Source organism: Enterobacter cloacae complex sp. P29RS (assembly GCF_014893445.1).
In the GTDB taxonomy this organism is placed as follows: domain Bacteria; phylum Pseudomonadota; class Gammaproteobacteria; order Enterobacterales; family Enterobacteriaceae; genus Enterobacter; species Enterobacter intestinihominis.
Genome location: NZ_JADBPZ010000003.1, coordinates 195,219 through 209,846 on the forward strand (window position 1 = coordinate 195,219; position 14,628 = coordinate 209,846).

Sequence of the window (14,628 nt, forward strand, 5' to 3'; positions counted from 1 at the left end):
CGCACTCATCCTCTAAACACCTCCCTCCGATGCCACTCCACAAACCCCTCCCTTGGATAATTCCCTTTCACCATCGGTAGCGCAATCTGCTTCTCGGCAAAATCCCAGAATAGCCGCCCAACGATCCCACTCCCATTCACCGCCTCGGACACAAGCACTCGCATACTCTCATCCAGCCCAATCGATCCCATATCAAATGCCTTATGATGAATCGCACACAACGCCAGTCCGTTCGGGATCTCACAAGGTCCGCCAAACTGCTTCCACTTGATATGTGCGGCTTCAAGTCCAACAGAGGCGTTATCATGCCGCATGTTAAATCCGCAGATGGCACATTCATAATTATATGCACGCAGCACCTGCTGACGGAACAGCGGATCGCGAACCTTACGGATCTGTTGAATATCAAAACCCATCTCATCCGCGATCTCCTCCTGAATGCTTTCAGGAAAGTGCGCTTCAAGGATCTGCTGCGCCAGCGAGCCGATCAGGTTTTTGTTCTTACTCAGCAATGCAAAGTGTTCTTCATCAAACCCACCTGCGACATTATGTTCCACAAGTTCTTTGACGGGCGGTTGCTTACTGCCGGTGGTCGAACAGAACTCAGTGTTCTGAAGATCCCAAAATCCGTCCCTCTTGAGCCGCCAGAAGGGCATATTCGGGTAATGCGCCTTCCGCTGTGGGCCAAAGCGTTCTAACAGGCTAAGCAGTTGCTCGTGGACCTCGGTTCCGTAATCAAACAGTCTCACATGCCCCTGCTGATAGTTCGCCAGCACGTACAGAAGCAATAAGGGCTTATGCGGCGCACGCTGTTCGCCTTTGCGCCAGATGGTGATGTCGGCAATTGCCTGTTCGAGAGTTTTGCTGGAAGCCATCGCGTTACGGAAGAAGGTAAATAATTGCGATGATGCTCGCAAAACCCAGACCAATCAACCCGCAACTAACAAAAACATGACCTTACCGCACAGAACTCTATTTTCTGAATCCCCCTCGCAAATTCCAAATTTCCCCCACCCAAAACCGCTGTATTTATATTCAGCCCTGTATAATGAGCACCAGGAATTACGCCGAACGGCGAAAGAAGTATCAAAGAATATTTAAAGAGGAATTCGCGATATGAAGGTGCTGCAACACCCCCATACCGCTAACCACTACCAACTACTGAGGAGTTGAAAATGGCTGCGACGAATTTTAAGCCAGAGTTTACTGTTTGCAAAACAGAATCAGACGCTTTCACCAGCATGATTGAAAACCGCGAGCTGGTACGCAAAAACAGCGCCCGCCGTCTGCACGGCAACCCGCCCAACGCGGCGCCCGTCCACCCTCGCGCGGAAACGCCGCAGGACAGTGCAGCCTGCTGCGAACTGTATGCGCGCATAGACATGAAATATCTTCTTCTGGGCGGCGACTGGTTAAAACGCGCGGGTTTCATCAACGGCATGCCGGTAAAAATCCGCGCCATGAAAGACTGCATCGTGATTACGCCACAGCATACAAGAGAATTATGGGGATGCCTGGAAGGTATGAGCGTGGTGAATATAAATAAAAAGAAAGTGGCGCAGTGGTTGAAGACGTTTCCAGGAGCGTTGAATGATACAGGTGATATGCCGGTGATTAAGCGTGGGAGTGGGAAGGCTGTTTAAACTTCAAGCCAGTCTGCACGGGCATGTGAGGACATGCCCGCACTATGCTAAAAATAACTCAAACATCATGTCTTTGTTCTCTGACAGCCTTAACCAGTACAGCATGGAGTTCGCCAACGGTTAAATCGCGTATCACAGGTTCAGGTATGCCACGTATCCTGCGAATCAAACGGCAGATACCAAAGTAATCTATGCCCTCGGTGCTAAAAAGAAACTCGTTTTCAGCGAGAGAAAAAGTTTTCTCATAGCCATCTTCTTCAGTGACGAGCGTAACGCCAAACGCTACCTCGCAGTCTTCAATCAGGGCATCGCCATCCATGCCGCATATATGAAGGTCGGCTTCGATTAGGGTGTTCTCATCAATGTGATTGCGATGATGTCCAGAGGACTGACGTACAACCTCAATGACCTGCGAAAGAGTGGGGTACATTATGTTGGATTCCGTGGGTGAAGAAATGACGTAGACATTCATTAATAGACCGAGTTAACGCCTGGGACTTATTATTGAAGGTACAAAGAAAATCAAAACAATCCACGCAAACATCCCAATGATTTTTAGCGGCCAGGGTTCGAATATATCAAAGCACACAATTGCGCCTATCACTAATAGTGGTCCTCCCACTAATTCCACTATCCCATCGAAAATATTTAACTTATGAGGTAATACACGATTCAGTAAAACGGCCATGAAATGTGCGCATCCTAAAGTGATGATTATAGCTATAGTGCATTCTTTCCAGTTATCAGTGACGCCCACGCATATGAGGCATAACACAATCAAAAAAACACAAAGTAACGTATTCAGCATGGAAATAATAAACTTACTCATAATAGTTGCCACGACGTTTAAAAATATAAAGAGCCTATGAATATCGTGCACCTGGTAGGATGACAAACGACATTCACTAATAATGCATTTAAGAGGCTCTTGCGCTTTAACTATTATTTAATCGGCTACAAAGCGGCTTCGTGCTCTTCCCCCGCACTCCACCGCTAAACCTACTTTAACTAAACACCGGCACCCCCAGCCCAACCTTCACCTCCCTCAACGTCTCCTGCGTCACCCCCTGCGCCCGTTCTGTCCCGCGCTTCAGCATCGCCATCAATTCCCCCTTATCCCGCATATACATCGCCCTCCGCTCCCGCATCGGCGCAATCAGTTCCTGCAAACACCCCTCCAGCTCGTTCTTACATACCCGATCCCCCAGCCCGCCCGCCTGATAGTGCGCCTTCATCGCCGCCACTTTCTCCTTGTCCGGATGAAACGCGTCGAGGTACGTAAACACCACGTTCCCCTCAATCTGCCCCGGGTCGCTCACCTTCAGGTGGTTCGGGTCGGTGTACATGGCGCTGACCGCACGGTGGATCGTCTCTTCGCTGGCCGAAAGGTGCAGCGTGTTGCCCAGCGATTTCGACATCTTGGCGCTGCCGTCGATGCCGGGCAGGCGGCTGGTGTCGCTCAGCATCGCCTTGCAGTGGCGCAGCACCGGGGCGGGCAGCAGGCTGTTCATCTTGTGCACAATCTCGTTGGTCTGCTCAATCATCGGCAGCTGGTCGTCGCCGACGGGCACGCACTCGGCCTTAAACGCGGTGATGTCCGCCGCCTGGCTGATGGGATAGGCCATAAACCCGACCGGCAGCGAGCGGGCAAAACCCTTCTGCGCAATCTCGTTTTTCACCGTCGGGTTACGCTCCACGCGGGCGACGGTGACGATGTTCATATACAGCATCGTCAGCTCGGCGAGGGCGGGCAGGGCAGACTGCAGGCAGATCGTGGTCAGGTTCGGATCGATGCCCGCGGCGAGGTAGTCGGCCAGCACTTCGGGGATGTTGTCGCGGATCTTCTGCGGGTTGCTGCCGTTGTCGGTCAGCCCCTGCAGGTCGGCAATCAGCACAAACTGGCTGTGCGTTTGCTGGAGCGCCACGCGCTGGCGCAGCGATCCGACGAAGTGTCCAAGGTGCAGCGGGCCGGTTGGACGGTCGCCGGTGAGGATGGTTTGCGGGTTCATAAAGACTCCTTAACGTTGTAATGCCGAAAGGGGTCTTGGATGTGAGAAAGCCGCCTTTCGGCGGCTATCTGAAAATGGGAAAAACTACTCCGTGCCGCCTTTAAGAAGGCAGCCACCAGCGGTTTACGGTGAGCACGGCGTGGTTTATGTTCATCTCTTTACCGTACCACGTCCGGCGCGAAAAACAAAAGGGCACGTCATGCTGCAATCACTCAACCATCTGACCCTCGCGGTCAGCGACCTGCAAAAAAGCGTCACCTTCTGGCACGAGCTGCTGGGGCTTGCGCTGCACGCCCGCTGGAATACCGGGGCTTATCTCACCTGCGGCGATCTGTGGGTCTGCCTGTCGTACGACGAGGCGCGCCAGTACGTGCCGCCGCAGGAGAGCGACTACACCCACTACGCGTTTACCGTGGCGGAAGAGGATTTTGAACCGCTCTCGCAAAGGCTTAAGCAGGCGGGCGTCACCGTCTGGAAGCAGAACAAAAGCGAGGGGGCGTCGTTCTATTTTCTCGACCCGGACGGGCACAAGCTGGAGCTGCACGTGGGCAGCCTCGCCGCGCGGCTGGCGGCGTGTCGCGAGAAGCCCTATGCGGGCATGGTATTTACTTCAGACGGGGCTTGAGGCGCGCACCTTCAGCCTGCCCGCCAGCGTCACGTGCGTGGCGGCATCTTCCTGATTGCACAGGTACTCCACCGCCAGCCGTCCCAGCTCGCTGTAGGGCAGCTGGATACTGGTCAGCGGTGGGGTTAGCTGTTCGGAAATCTTCTGGTCGTCGTAGCCCGCCAGCAGCATGTCCTGCGGGATACGCACGCCATTCACCGCCAGCGCCTGGTAGCAGCCAATCGCCAGCCAGTCGCTGGCACAGAAAATGGCGTCCGGGCGTTCGGTCAGTTCCAGCAGGGACGTGGTGGCGGTAAAGGACTCGCTGAACTGCCAGTTGGTCTGGCGCACCAGGCTCTCGTCACACGTTAAACCGGCCTGCTTCAATGCCGCCTGGTAGCCCGCCAGACGCTGGCGCGAGGCCTCCATCCAGCTCTCGCCGGTGATGTGGGCGATGCGCGTGGCGCCGCAGGCGATGAGGTGTTTAGTCACCTGGAAGGCGTTGGCGTAGTCGTCCGGGATAAACGACGGCAGCAGCGGCGAGCCAGGGTCGCGCTGATTAAGTAGCACCAGCGGGATGCGGGTACAGTCCTGAAATGGCGTCATATCGACAACGTTCGTGACCGGAGAGGCAAGGATAATCCCGATGCAGTTGCGCTTGTCCAGCTGGCGGATGATGTTCAGGGCCAGCTCCACGTCGTCGCCGTAGTCGTAGACGGTGAGCAACGTCTCGTTGCGCCACGCCGCTTCCCGCGCCTGGCTGATGGCGTCGATAAACGGGTCGAAGCTCTGCAACGAGCTGACCAGCAGGGCGATCTCCTCCTGGTTGCGCGGAGCGTGAATGGCAGGAAGACGGTCGTAGCCGAGCTCGGTAGCGACGCTAATCACCCGCTGACGGGTGTCGTCGCTGAGCTTGATGTTGCGGGACTGGTTAAGCACCAGCGATACCGTCGCCTGCGACACGCCCGCCGCCCGCGCAATATCGTTCATCGTCACTTTCGTTTTTCGCTTCATCCGTCCTCTCCCTTTCGCGAATTTGCATCATACCCTAACCGCACGCTTTAGCGCCGCCGATCACGTTTCTCATTCATCGAAGCGTGAACTTTGTGAGAGGCGTCGCTTTTCTTTGCACCGCGATTTGCGCATTTATCCCGCAGCTAATATTTATTAGCTAAACATTATCAGCAAGAGGATGCGTAATGAAAGAGCAGTGGAGTAAAGAACAGGCACAGGCGTGGTATCAGCAAAAAGGCTGGCTGTGCGGGTTCAACTATCTGCCGTCGACAGCGGTGAACTGGACCGATATCTGGCAGGAAGAGACCTTCGATGCCGCCACTATCGACCGCGAGCTGGGCTGGGCGGCGGACGCGGGCTATAACACCCTGCGCATCAACCTGCCGTTCATCGTCTGGGAGCACGACCGCGACGGGCTGATGGCGCGCATCGACCGCTTTTTGACGATTGCCGACGACCAAGGGTTCAGCACCATGCTGACCCTGATGGACGACTGCGGTTTCTCCGGCGACGAACCGTACCTCGGCCCGCAAAAGCCGCCCGTGCCGGGCAAGCACAACAGCCAGGCGGCGGCGAGCCCGGGGCGCGACAGGGTGTGCGATCCCGGCTGCTGGCCACAGATTGAGCGCTATATCCGCGACGTTGTGCGCCAGTTCCGCGAAGACAGGCGCGTGCTGCTCTGGGATCTGTATAACGAGCCGGGCAACCGCGGCATTTTCGCGACGGGCACGGAAGAGGTGCTGTACGACGAGAAGCTGGAGACCTGCGCGCACGAGTTGATGAAGCTGGCGTTCCGCTGGGTGCGTGAGGAAGATCCGACCCAGCCGCTCACCGTCTGCGCGTGGCGTCTGCCGGCGGAAGAGGAGGGCGAGACGTTTTATCAGCACCCGCTGGACCAGACCGCGCTGGAACTGTCGGACGTGGTGAGCTATCACGCCTACACCAATACCGGGCGCATGACGGCGATTATCCAGCAACTTCAGGCGCTGGGCCGCCCAATCTTCTGCACCGAATGGCTGGCGCGTCACGTGGGCGGCACCATCGAAGAGCAGCTCCCGCTGATGTACATGGCAAAGGTCGCGCCGTATCAGTGGGGGCTGGTGCGCGGTAAAACCCAGACCTGGCTGCCGTGGCCGGTGGTGATGAAGGAGTCCACGGACTACTGCCGCCTGTGGTTCCACGACGTGTTCGAGGAGAACGGTATCCCGTTTTCACGCGCTGAAATCGCGCTGATGAAGAAGCTGCGCAATATCGCCCCGGATCCGCAGGGCTAATAATAACGACCCGGCGCGCTGTCGCCGGGCAACCAGGTACGCACTATGGCAATGACAATGAAAATACCGTCTCGCGAGTTATGGTCCTACTTTGGCTATGGTTTAGGTCAGTGTTTTAGCTTTGGTTTAGTGGGTTCGTTTATAAACTATTTTTACACCGACGTGCTGGGGATCTCGGCGCTGGCGGCAAGTACCATCTTCCTGATTGCCCGCGCGTGGGACGCGGTTCACGATCCGCTGTTTGCCAGCATTATGGACACCATTAACAGCCGGTTCGGCAAGTTTCGCCACTTTTTACTGATTGCGCCGCTGCTGATTACCGGCGTCACCCTGCTGGCGTTCTATAAAATCGAAGCGGACATGACCACCAAAATCCTCTACGCCGGGGTGACGTATATCCTGTGGGGGACGCTGTACGCCATCTCCGATATCCCGTTCTGGTCGATGTCGTCGGTGATGACCAATGACTCCGGCCAGCGCACCCGCGCGGTGACGGCGGCAATGCTCGGGGTGAACGCCGGGATTGCCTGCGCCAATATCTTCTTCCCGAAGCTGGCGGCGTTCTTTGCCCAGTACAGCAACGATAAAGGCTACTTTATGGCGGCGCTGGTGATGATGCTGGTGGGCCTGCCGCTGATGCTCAACGGCTTTATGCAGATCAAAGAGCGCGTCCCGCCCAGCCCGGAAAAGGTGACGATGCGCGACACCTTCCACAACCTGCGCCAGAACAAGCCGCTGTTTATCGTCCTGCTGTCGTTCTTTTTCTGCGTGTTCCATAACGTGGCGGGTGGACTCTATATCTACTTCTTTATCAACAACATGGGCGACGGCAGCCTGCAAATGGCAATTGGCGTGATGGGGATAGTGGCGGCGGTGCTGTGCCTGGTCGCCCCGCTGCTGACGCGCCGGATGCAGAAGCGGAAGCTGTTTATGATCCTCTGCGGGCTGGACGTGGCGGTGCGCGTGGTGATGTGGTTCACGGGCTATCAGCACACGGCGCTGCTGTTTATCCTGCTCGGCCTGAGCACGCTGTTCGTGATGATGACCAACATCCTCACCTCGTCGATGATTGCCGACACCATCGAGTACGCGGAGTACCACACTAACAAGCGCTGCGCAGCGATCACCTTCTCCGGGCAGACCTTTACCGGCAAGATGTCGGTGGCGGTGGGCGGCGGGCTCATCGGCGTGTTTCTGACGATGATCAACTATGTGCCGCAGGCGCAGGCCCAGAGCGACAGTGTGCTGTCGGGGCTGTTCTTCGGCATTTGTTTGTTACCGGCGATTGGGTCGCTGATCCGCATGGGCTTTATGTCGCGCTTTACCTTTACCGAAGAGAAGCATGCGGAGATTTGTCGGCTGCTGGCGGAGCGGAATGCGTCTGCGAAAGCGCCGGGTGGCGGCTGCGCCTTACCCGGCCTACAGGACCAGCCCTTGTAGGCCTGATAAGCGAAGCGCCATCAGGCTTCGCGTAATGACTTACAGCGACTTCAGAAACGCCAGCAGATCTTCGTTGAGCTGGTCCTGGTGGGTCAGCGCGAAGCCGTGCGGCGCGTTGTCGTACACCTTCAGCGTGGCGTTTTTGATCATCTCCGCCGCCAGCTTGCCGGTGCTTTCAAACGGCACGATCTGGTCGTTGCTGCCGTGGATCACCAGCGTCGGCACGTCGATTTTCGCCATATCCGGACGGAAGTCGGTTTCGGCGAAGGCGGTCACGCAATCGATGGTGCCCTTGAGGGACGCCAGCAGAGCGATGTTCAGCGTCTGCGTCAGGGCACCCGCGGAAACGGTCTGTCCGGCGTTGGTGCCGTAGAACGGGGTGGCGAAGTCGCTGATGAACTGGGCGCGATCTTTACGCAGTCCGTCTCGGATGCCGTCGAACACGCTCTGATCCACACCCTGCGGGAAGGAGTCAGATTTGCCGAAGATTGGAGTGACCGCGCCCAGCAGCGCCAGACCAGCCACGCGTTCGCTGCCGTAGTTGTTGATGTAGCGGGTCACGTCGCCGCCGCCCATGGAGAAGCCCACCAGCGTTACGTCGCGCAGATCCAGGGTAGTAATCAGGTCGTTAATGTCGGACGCAAAGGTGTCGTAGTCATAGCCGTTCCACGGCTGATCCGAACGCCCAAAGCCGCGACGGTCAAAGGCGATGGCGCGGAAGCCGCGCTCGGCCAGGTAGTTCAGCTGGCTGTCCCACATGTCGCCGTCCAGCGGCCAGCCGTGGCTGAAGAGGATCGGTTTGCCCGCGCCGCAGTCTTTGTAGTAAATCTGCGTGCCGTCTTTTGCCTTAAACAGTGCCATAGTGTGTTCCTGTGCAGGTGATTGTTATGGTTATACCGGCGCGACCAGATAGCGAATTGCCGGTGATGTTGTGCCCTGATGAAAAGCCAGAACGCGGCTCTGCAACAGGAGGTCATTCATGGTGTGGCGTTCCTGCTGGCGCAAATGCTCAATCCAGGAACCCATCAGGAAGGTCTCGATAAACAGCCCTGGACGTTCGATATCCTCGTACACCGCCCAGCTCATCGCTCCGGCGCGGCGGCGCACCCGGCGTAGCTCGTGCACGGCCTGCAAAAACGCTTTCGCGTCCTGTGGGTCGATGATGTACTCGTGCGACACCAGCACCGGGCCGCGCTCGTTCGGGAGTTCAATCTCCACGCCGTCCAGCGGCTGCCCGCTCAGGTCGAGATTTAAATTCGGATCTTTCTCCAGCTTCCAGCGGAATGCCGTCGCGCTTGCCAGCACCATCCCCAGCGTGGCAACCACCAGCGAGGTTGGGGTGCCGAACTGCGAGGCGATCTGCCCCCAGACGGCGCTGCCTGCGGTCATCGAGCCGAAGAACACCGTCAGATACACAGCCAGCGCCCGGGCTTTTACCCAGCGGGCGGCGCTGCGCTGTGCGCCAAGGTTGAGGGTGGAGAGCACCGCAATCCACGCGAAGCCGGTGAAGAACTCAAACAGGTTCAGCAGCCAGAAGTGGCGCACGAACGCCAGCGCCAGCATGGTGATTGCAAACGTCAGGCTGGCGGCCACCATCAGGCGGTCGGCATTCAGCCGCTGACGCAGGCGCGGCAGCAGGATCGCCCCGGCAATCGCCCCCAGGCCAATGCACGCCAGCATCACGCCGTAGCCCGCCGGGCCTAAGCCCAGCTCGCGGCGCGCCACCAGCGGCAGTAACGCCCAGCCCGCGCTGCCGAAAACGAAGAACGCCACGGTACGCACCAGCACGTTGCGCAGCACCGGGGCGGCGTGCACGTAGCGAATGCCGGACCGCACCGCCGAGAAGAAGTGCTCCGGCGGCAGCCGCTGCACGGAAGGCGCCGGACGCCAGCGCCACAGCACCCACGCCACGCCGACCACGGATAGCGCGTTAAGCGCAAACACCATCCACGGCCCAGCCAGCGACAGCAGGAAACCGCCCAGCGCCGGGCCAATCGCCCGGCTGATGTTGACCCCGAGCGAGTTAAGCGCCACGGCGGAACCCAGCTCGGGCTTGCTCACCAGGTCAGGCACAATCGCCTGAAACGGCGGCGAACTCATGGCCGCGCCCACGCTCAGCAGAAACGTTGCCGCCAGCAGAACGGTGGGGGTGACGTGTCCGGTAAAAGAGAGCAGCGTCAGCCCGGCAGCGGCGATGAATACCCATAGCTGGGAGAAGAGCAGGTATTTTCGTCGGTCAACGATGTCCGCCATCACCCCGGACGGCAGGGCGAAGAGGAACATCGGCAGGCTGCTGGCCGCCTGCACCAGCGCGATATCCAGCGGATCGGCGCTGAGCGTCAGCATGCTCCAGTTGATACCGACGTCGCTCATCCATGAGCCGACGTTAGAGACCACCGTGGCGATCCACAGCATGCGGAACACCGGCTGGCTCAGCGGCTGCCAGGGCGAAGCCGCCGATGCGGGCGTCGTCTCGGCGTGTGCGTCGCGAACGTCGTTAACCTGGGTCATGCGAACCTCTCCATCGTCTTACGCTGCAGCCGCCACTGTCCCGGTCCGGTGAGGGCGAGGGTGGTGAAGATAATCAGCAGCAGCCAGCCAAACTGCCCTTCGGCAATCGACCAGTCCGGGTGCACCGCCAGCATCGCCACCAGCAGCACGGCGATAATCGGCAGGCACGCCAGGCGGGTGTAAACCCCTGCAATGATAAACAGCGGGCAGATGACCTCGGCGACGATCGCCGGGATCAGGCTCGCGTAAGGTCCGAAACCAAACGGATCTTCGATGCGCGTCAGCTCTTCGCTGAAGTGGAGCACCTTAGGCAGGCCATGCACGTAAAGCAGCAGCAGGCTGCCGGTCAGGCGCAGGAAGAACAGCCCCGGATCGATCCGGGGTGAAGCGTCATTTTGTTTCATCAGAATGCAAAGCAGCTGCAGCCCAGCGCCCCCCAGAAAGCGTTATCGTCTGACACCGGCATCTCTGACGTGCGGGCGAAATCATGCTGGTGGCTATGAACCCCGCACGGGCCGCTGCAGTGGTGGACGGCGCTCATGCCGACGCGTGCGGCCTGCGGCGGCGCGCTGCGGTAGTGGCCCGGCACTTTCACCACCGGGGACCACTCGGGCAGGACCGGAATGGCGGGCGGCGCGAGCGGGCCAAAGCTGCCAGCGGCGTAGACGATATCGCCGTTGACCACGGTGAGGACGGACTCGATGCCCTTGATCTCCTCTTCCGGCACGCGGAAGTAATCTTTGCTGAGCACCGCCAGATCCGCGAGCTGGCCCGTTTTGATCTGCCCCTTCTGGTTCTGCTCGCTGGAAAACCACGCGCTGCCCTGGGTCCAGAGCATCAGGGCGGTATCGCGATCCAGACGGGCGCTGTGATCGTACATCTGCATCCCGCCAACGGTGCGGCCGGAGACCAGCCAGTAGAGCGCGGTCCACGGGTTATAGCTCGCCACGCGGGTGGCGTCGGTGCCTAAGCCCACCGGCACGCCGGTCTCCAGCATTTTCGCCACCGGCGGCGTGTGGCGGGTGGCTTCGATGCCGTAGCGCTCGGCGAAGTATTCCCCCTGGAAGGCCATGCGGTGCTGCACGGCAATGCCGCCGCCCAGTTCTTTGATGCGGTCGATGTTGGCCTGTGACACGGTTTCGGCGTGGTCGAAGAACCAGTGCAGCCCGTTGAACGGAATGTCGCGGTTCACCTTCTCGAACACATCCAGCATGCGGCTGATGGATTCGTTATAGGTGGCGTGCAGGCGGAACGGCCAGCGGTGTTCGACCAGATGGCGCACCACGCGCTCCAGCTCGTCCTCCATGCCCGGCGCGAGATCCGGGCGCGGCTCGAGGAAGTCTTCAAAATCGGCGGCGGAGAAGACCAGCATCTCGCCCGCGCCGTTGTGGCGGAAGAAGTCGCTGCCCTGGCCCGGCGTGAGCATGTCGGTCCATTTTTCAAAGTCTTCCAGCTCGTGGCCCGGACGCTGGGTAAACAGGTTGTAGGCGATGCGGATGGTCATCTGCTTTTTCTCGTGCAGCTCGGCAATTACCTCGTAATCTTCCGGGTAATTCTGGAAGCCGCCGCCCGCGTCGATGGCACTGGTCAGCCCCAGGCGGTTCAGCTCGCGCATGAACTGGCGCGTGGAGTTGACCTGCTGCTCCAGCGGCAACTTCGGCCCTTTGGCGAGGGTTGAGTACAGGATCATGGCGTTAGGACGGGCGATCAGCATCCCGGTCGGGTTACCGTTGGCGTCGCGCTGGATCTCCCCGCCCGGCGGGTTTGGCGTGTCTTTGGTGTAGCCGACCACCTTCAGCGCGGCGCGGTTGAGCAGGGCGCGGTCGTACAGGTGAAGGATAAACACCGGCGTATCCGGCGCGGCGTCGTTAATTTCATCCAGCGTCGGCATACGGCGCTCGGCAAACTGGAACTCGCTCCAGCCGCCCACCACGCGCACCCACTGGGGCGACGGCGTGCGCAGGGCCTGCTCTTTCAGCATGCGCAGGGCATCTGCCAGGGACGGTACGCCTTCCCAGCGCAGCTCGAGGTTGTAGTTCAGCCCGCCGCGGATCAGGTGCAGGTGCGAGTCGTTCAGGCCGGGGATGGCGGTGTGGCCTTTTAAGTCGACCATCTTAGTGCCGTCGCAGTGGTGTTGCATCACCTCGGCGACGGTGCCCACTTCCAGGAATTTCCCGTCGCGCACGGCAACGGCTTCCGCGAGAGGGTTCTCGCGATCGACGGTGTGAAACTGGCCGTTAACCAGAATGAGATCGGCTTTACCGAGGGTAACCATAACTGCTCCAGACTGAGAGGGGAATGGTCAGGATTATGGGAACCGGTTTCGGGAAAGATCCAGTTATACAATAGGATAGGTATACCAAAGTATAACTATACCTTAGGTTAACTATACGAAGAGATAATTACGCGCCAGCGGCGTGGGTCATAGGATGAATGCGATTTTATCGGCGTGCTGTTCGCGGCGATTTTAACCTTTAACCTCACTGGATAATCTTATGACCACTACAAAGCTCGAAGTCTTAACCCCAGCCAACTGTCAGATCATCTTCATCGACCACCAGCCGCAGATGGCGTTTGGCGTGCAGTCTATTGACCGCCAGGTGCTGAAAAACAACACCGTGGCGCTGGCGAAAGCGGCAAAAGTGTTCAACATCCCGACCATTATCACCACCGTTGAAACCGAAAGCTTCTCCGGTAACACCTATCCGGAGCTGCTGGACGTGTTCCCGGGTCAGGACATTCTGGAGCGTACCTCCATGAACTCCTGGGACGACCAGAAGGTGCGTGACGCGCTGAAGGCTAACGGCAAGAAGAAGGTGGTTGTCGCGGGCCTGTGGACCGAAGTGTGCAACAACAGCTTTGCCCTGTGCGCGATGCTGGAAGGGGACTACGAAATTTATATGGTGGCGGACGCGTCCGGCGGCACCTCCAAAGAAGCCCACGACTTCGCGATGCAGCGCATGATCCAGGCGGGCGTGATCCCGGTGACCTGGCAGCAGGTGATGCTGGAGTGGCAGCGTGACTGGGCACATAAAGAGACCTATACCGCGGTGATGGATATCGTGCGCGAGCACTCCGGCGCCTACGGCATGGGCGTGGATTATGCCTACACCATGGTGCACAAAGCGCCGTCTCGCCAGAAGAGCGAGCACCGTACCTTAGCGCCGGTTCCGGCACGCTAAATCCCGGCGGCGGGCTGGTCCCTCATCCGGCTCGTCACTGCCTTTTTCTCTGGAGTTCACAATGAGTACAGGGTTGATATCCCTCGCGGCAGGCGTGCTGATTGGCCTGATGTATGCCGTGCTGAAGGTGCGTTCCCCCGCGCCGCCCGCGCTGGCGCTGATTGGCCTGCTGGGGATGCTGGCAGGGGAACAGGCGATGCGTCATCTTTTATCCCGCGATAATCCCGCTGGCGTGCAGGTGACGGTTCCCCACGTTCAGCACCTGACCGGAGCGTCATCATGAAGGCCTGGATTATTTCGCTGGTGTGCGGGGTCGCGGCTGGGGTAATTTACGCCCTGCTCGACGTGCATTCCCCGGCGCCGCCGGTCGTCGCGCTGCTTGGCCTGTTCGGCATGCTGGTGGGTGAACAACTGATCCCCATCGGACGGCGTCTGGTGAGCCGCGAACCGCTGACCCTGGCCTGGTTTCGTCATGAATGCGTACCGAAAATCAGCGGTACCGCGCCCCCAGCGCCCGCGAAGGAAAGCCGCGACGCGTAACGAATTGTTTGAGGAAAGACAGCATGACGCTGCCGTGGCGCATTGCCATCATTGATGACGAACGCTCTGTTCGCAGCGGGCTCAGTAACCTGCTGCAATCGGAAGGGTATGCTACCGATACCTTCGATTCGGCAGAGGTGTTTTTGAGCCACCCTCTCGCCCTGTCCGGCGCGTCGCTGGTGATCACCGACATCAAGCTGCGCGGCATGAACGGGATCGAGCTGTTTGAGAAGCTGCGGTTGCTGGCCTCGCCGCCGCCGCCAATACTGTTTATCTCCGGCCATGCGGATGAAAATATGCAGCGGTATGCACTCAGCCTGGGCGCCGCTGCATTTTTGCGTAAGCCGATTAACATCGATATTCTGCTGGATCATATTCAGCGGGAGCTGACCCGCCGACAATAAGGATCGC

The 14,628-nt window shown here is 58.9% G+C and carries 16 protein-coding genes; 8 read left to right on the plus strand and 8 right to left on the minus strand.

Annotated features, from left to right (window positions below):
• Positions 1-5: 5 nt before the first annotated feature.
• Positions 6-875 carry a phosphorothioated DNA-binding restriction endonuclease gene (locus IM282_RS03795; RefSeq protein WP_192970146.1) on the minus strand — a complete coding sequence of 290 codons (870 nt, stop codon included), beginning with the start codon at positions 873-875 and terminating at the stop codon, positions 6-8.
• A gap of 300 nt (positions 876-1,175) precedes the next feature.
• On the opposite strand from IM282_RS03795, the gene IM282_RS03800 reads away from it, so the two are divergent.
• Complete coding sequence (locus tag IM282_RS03800) at positions 1,176-1,643, plus strand: SymE family type I addiction module toxin (protein WP_072201014.1); 468 nt, start codon at positions 1,176-1,178, stop codon at positions 1,641-1,643.
• A 58-nt stretch (positions 1,644-1,701) separates the two neighbouring features.
• On the opposite strand, the gene IM282_RS03805 is transcribed toward IM282_RS03800, so the two are convergent.
• Positions 1,702-2,073, minus strand: coding sequence for a hypothetical protein (locus IM282_RS03805; RefSeq protein ID WP_192970147.1), 372 nt, complete (start codon positions 2,071-2,073; stop codon positions 1,702-1,704).
• Positions 2,074-2,647: 574 nt separating this feature from the next.
• On the minus strand, positions 2,648-3,652 hold the full coding sequence (gene trpS, locus IM282_RS03810; protein WP_192970148.1) for a tryptophan--tRNA ligase: 1,005 nt from the start codon (positions 3,650-3,652) through the stop codon (positions 2,648-2,650).
• 199 nt (positions 3,653-3,851) lie between these two features.
• Here trpS and fosA point away from each other — a divergent pair, with 199 nt between their 5' ends.
• Entirely contained in the window at positions 3,852-4,277 is a 426-nt protein-coding gene (fosA, locus tag IM282_RS03815) for a FosA/FosA2 family fosfomycin resistance glutathione transferase (RefSeq protein ID WP_192970149.1), read from the plus strand.
• Here the strand turns inward: fosA and IM282_RS03820 are convergent.
• Complete coding sequence (locus IM282_RS03820; protein ID WP_150312277.1) at positions 4,263-5,270, minus strand: LacI family DNA-binding transcriptional regulator; 1,008 nt, start codon at positions 5,268-5,270, stop codon at positions 4,263-4,265. The two genes, fosA and IM282_RS03820, sit on opposite strands and share 15 nt — an antisense overlap.
• Before the next feature lie 185 nt (positions 5,271-5,455).
• Between IM282_RS03820 and IM282_RS03825 the strand changes: the two genes are divergently transcribed.
• Together IM282_RS03825 and IM282_RS03830 are read left to right on the plus strand one after the other, a co-directional pair.
• Entirely contained in the window at positions 5,456-6,544 is a 1,089-nt protein-coding gene (locus IM282_RS03825) for a cellulase family glycosylhydrolase (RefSeq protein ID WP_192970150.1), read from the plus strand.
• 45 nt (positions 6,545-6,589) lie between these two features.
• Positions 6,590-7,984, plus strand: a complete 1,395-nt coding sequence (locus IM282_RS03830) for an MFS transporter (protein WP_192970151.1) — start codon at positions 6,590-6,592, stop codon at positions 7,982-7,984.
• Positions 7,985-8,023: 39 nt separating this feature from the next.
• Here the strand turns inward: IM282_RS03830 and IM282_RS03835 are convergent, their stop codons facing one another.
• The 4 genes from IM282_RS03835 to IM282_RS03850 are packed head-to-tail and all read right to left on the minus strand — an operon-like array spanning position 8,024 to position 12,770.
• Positions 8,024-8,845, minus strand: a complete 822-nt coding sequence (locus IM282_RS03835; protein WP_192970152.1) for an alpha/beta fold hydrolase — start codon at positions 8,843-8,845, stop codon at positions 8,024-8,026.
• A gap of 30 nt (positions 8,846-8,875) precedes the next feature.
• Entirely contained in the window at positions 8,876-10,495 is a 1,620-nt protein-coding gene (locus IM282_RS03840; protein WP_192970153.1) for an MFS transporter, read from the minus strand.
• Positions 10,492-10,899: a DoxX family protein gene (locus IM282_RS03845; protein WP_063163175.1), complete on the minus strand. Its 408-nt coding sequence runs from the start codon at positions 10,897-10,899 to the stop codon at positions 10,492-10,494. The genes IM282_RS03840 and IM282_RS03845 overlap by 4 nt, the downstream gene beginning before the upstream one ends.
• A complete protein-coding gene (locus IM282_RS03850) occupies positions 10,899-12,770 on the minus strand; it encodes an amidohydrolase (RefSeq protein WP_192970154.1) in 1,872 nt (623 codons plus the stop codon). The genes IM282_RS03845 and IM282_RS03850 overlap by 1 nt, the downstream gene beginning before the upstream one ends.
• Before the next feature lie 220 nt (positions 12,771-12,990).
• Between IM282_RS03850 and IM282_RS03855 the strand changes: the two genes are divergently transcribed.
• The 4 genes from IM282_RS03855 to IM282_RS03870 all read left to right on the plus strand — a co-directional run bounded on the left by IM282_RS03855 (position 12,991) and on the right by IM282_RS03870 (position 14,621).
• Complete coding sequence (locus IM282_RS03855) at positions 12,991-13,677, plus strand: hydrolase (protein ID WP_022646922.1); 687 nt, start codon at positions 12,991-12,993, stop codon at positions 13,675-13,677.
• Between the two features lie 61 nt (positions 13,678-13,738).
• Positions 13,739-13,960, plus strand: a complete 222-nt coding sequence (locus IM282_RS03860) for a DUF1427 family protein (protein WP_022646923.1) — start codon at positions 13,739-13,741, stop codon at positions 13,958-13,960.
• Positions 13,957-14,217, plus strand: a complete 261-nt coding sequence (locus IM282_RS03865; protein WP_006810276.1) for a XapX domain-containing protein — start codon at positions 13,957-13,959, stop codon at positions 14,215-14,217. The genes IM282_RS03860 and IM282_RS03865 overlap by 4 nt, the downstream gene beginning before the upstream one ends.
• A 23-nt stretch (positions 14,218-14,240) precedes the next feature.
• Positions 14,241-14,621: a response regulator transcription factor gene (locus IM282_RS03870; protein WP_022646924.1), complete on the plus strand. Its 381-nt coding sequence runs from the start codon at positions 14,241-14,243 to the stop codon at positions 14,619-14,621.
• Positions 14,622-14,628: the final 7 nt, after the last annotated feature.

Excerpts from the sequence above, each read along its gene's own strand:
- IM282_RS03795 (WP_192970146.1), bottom strand. The coding sequence starts at position 875 with ATGGCTTCCAGCAAAACTCTCGAACAGGCAATTGCCGACATCACCATC.
- IM282_RS03800 (WP_072201014.1), top strand. The coding sequence starts at position 1,176 with ATGGCTGCGACGAATTTTAAGCCAGAGTTTACTGTTTGCAAAACAGAA.
- IM282_RS03805 (WP_192970147.1), bottom strand. The coding sequence starts at position 2,073 with ATGTACCCCACTCTTTCGCAGGTCATTGAGGTTGTACGTCAGTCCTCT.
- trpS (WP_192970148.1), bottom strand. The coding sequence starts at position 3,652 with ATGAACCCGCAAACCATCCTCACCGGCGACCGTCCAACCGGCCCGCTG.
- fosA (WP_192970149.1), top strand. The coding sequence starts at position 3,852 with ATGCTGCAATCACTCAACCATCTGACCCTCGCGGTCAGCGACCTGCAA.
- IM282_RS03820 (WP_150312277.1), bottom strand. The coding sequence starts at position 5,270 with ATGAAGCGAAAAACGAAAGTGACGATGAACGATATTGCGCGGGCGGCG.
- IM282_RS03825 (WP_192970150.1), top strand. The coding sequence starts at position 5,456 with ATGAAAGAGCAGTGGAGTAAAGAACAGGCACAGGCGTGGTATCAGCAA.
- IM282_RS03830 (WP_192970151.1), top strand. The coding sequence starts at position 6,590 with ATGGCAATGACAATGAAAATACCGTCTCGCGAGTTATGGTCCTACTTT.
- IM282_RS03835 (WP_192970152.1), bottom strand. The coding sequence starts at position 8,845 with ATGGCACTGTTTAAGGCAAAAGACGGCACGCAGATTTACTACAAAGAC.
- IM282_RS03840 (WP_192970153.1), bottom strand. The coding sequence starts at position 10,495 with ATGACCCAGGTTAACGACGTTCGCGACGCACACGCCGAGACGACGCCC.
- IM282_RS03845 (WP_063163175.1), bottom strand. The coding sequence starts at position 10,899 with ATGAAACAAAATGACGCTTCACCCCGGATCGATCCGGGGCTGTTCTTC.
- IM282_RS03850 (WP_192970154.1), bottom strand. The coding sequence starts at position 12,770 with ATGGTTACCCTCGGTAAAGCCGATCTCATTCTGGTTAACGGCCAGTTT.
- IM282_RS03855 (WP_022646922.1), top strand. The coding sequence starts at position 12,991 with ATGACCACTACAAAGCTCGAAGTCTTAACCCCAGCCAACTGTCAGATC.
- IM282_RS03860 (WP_022646923.1), top strand. The coding sequence starts at position 13,739 with ATGAGTACAGGGTTGATATCCCTCGCGGCAGGCGTGCTGATTGGCCTG.
- IM282_RS03865 (WP_006810276.1), top strand. The coding sequence starts at position 13,957 with ATGAAGGCCTGGATTATTTCGCTGGTGTGCGGGGTCGCGGCTGGGGTA.
- IM282_RS03870 (WP_022646924.1), top strand. The coding sequence starts at position 14,241 with ATGACGCTGCCGTGGCGCATTGCCATCATTGATGACGAACGCTCTGTT.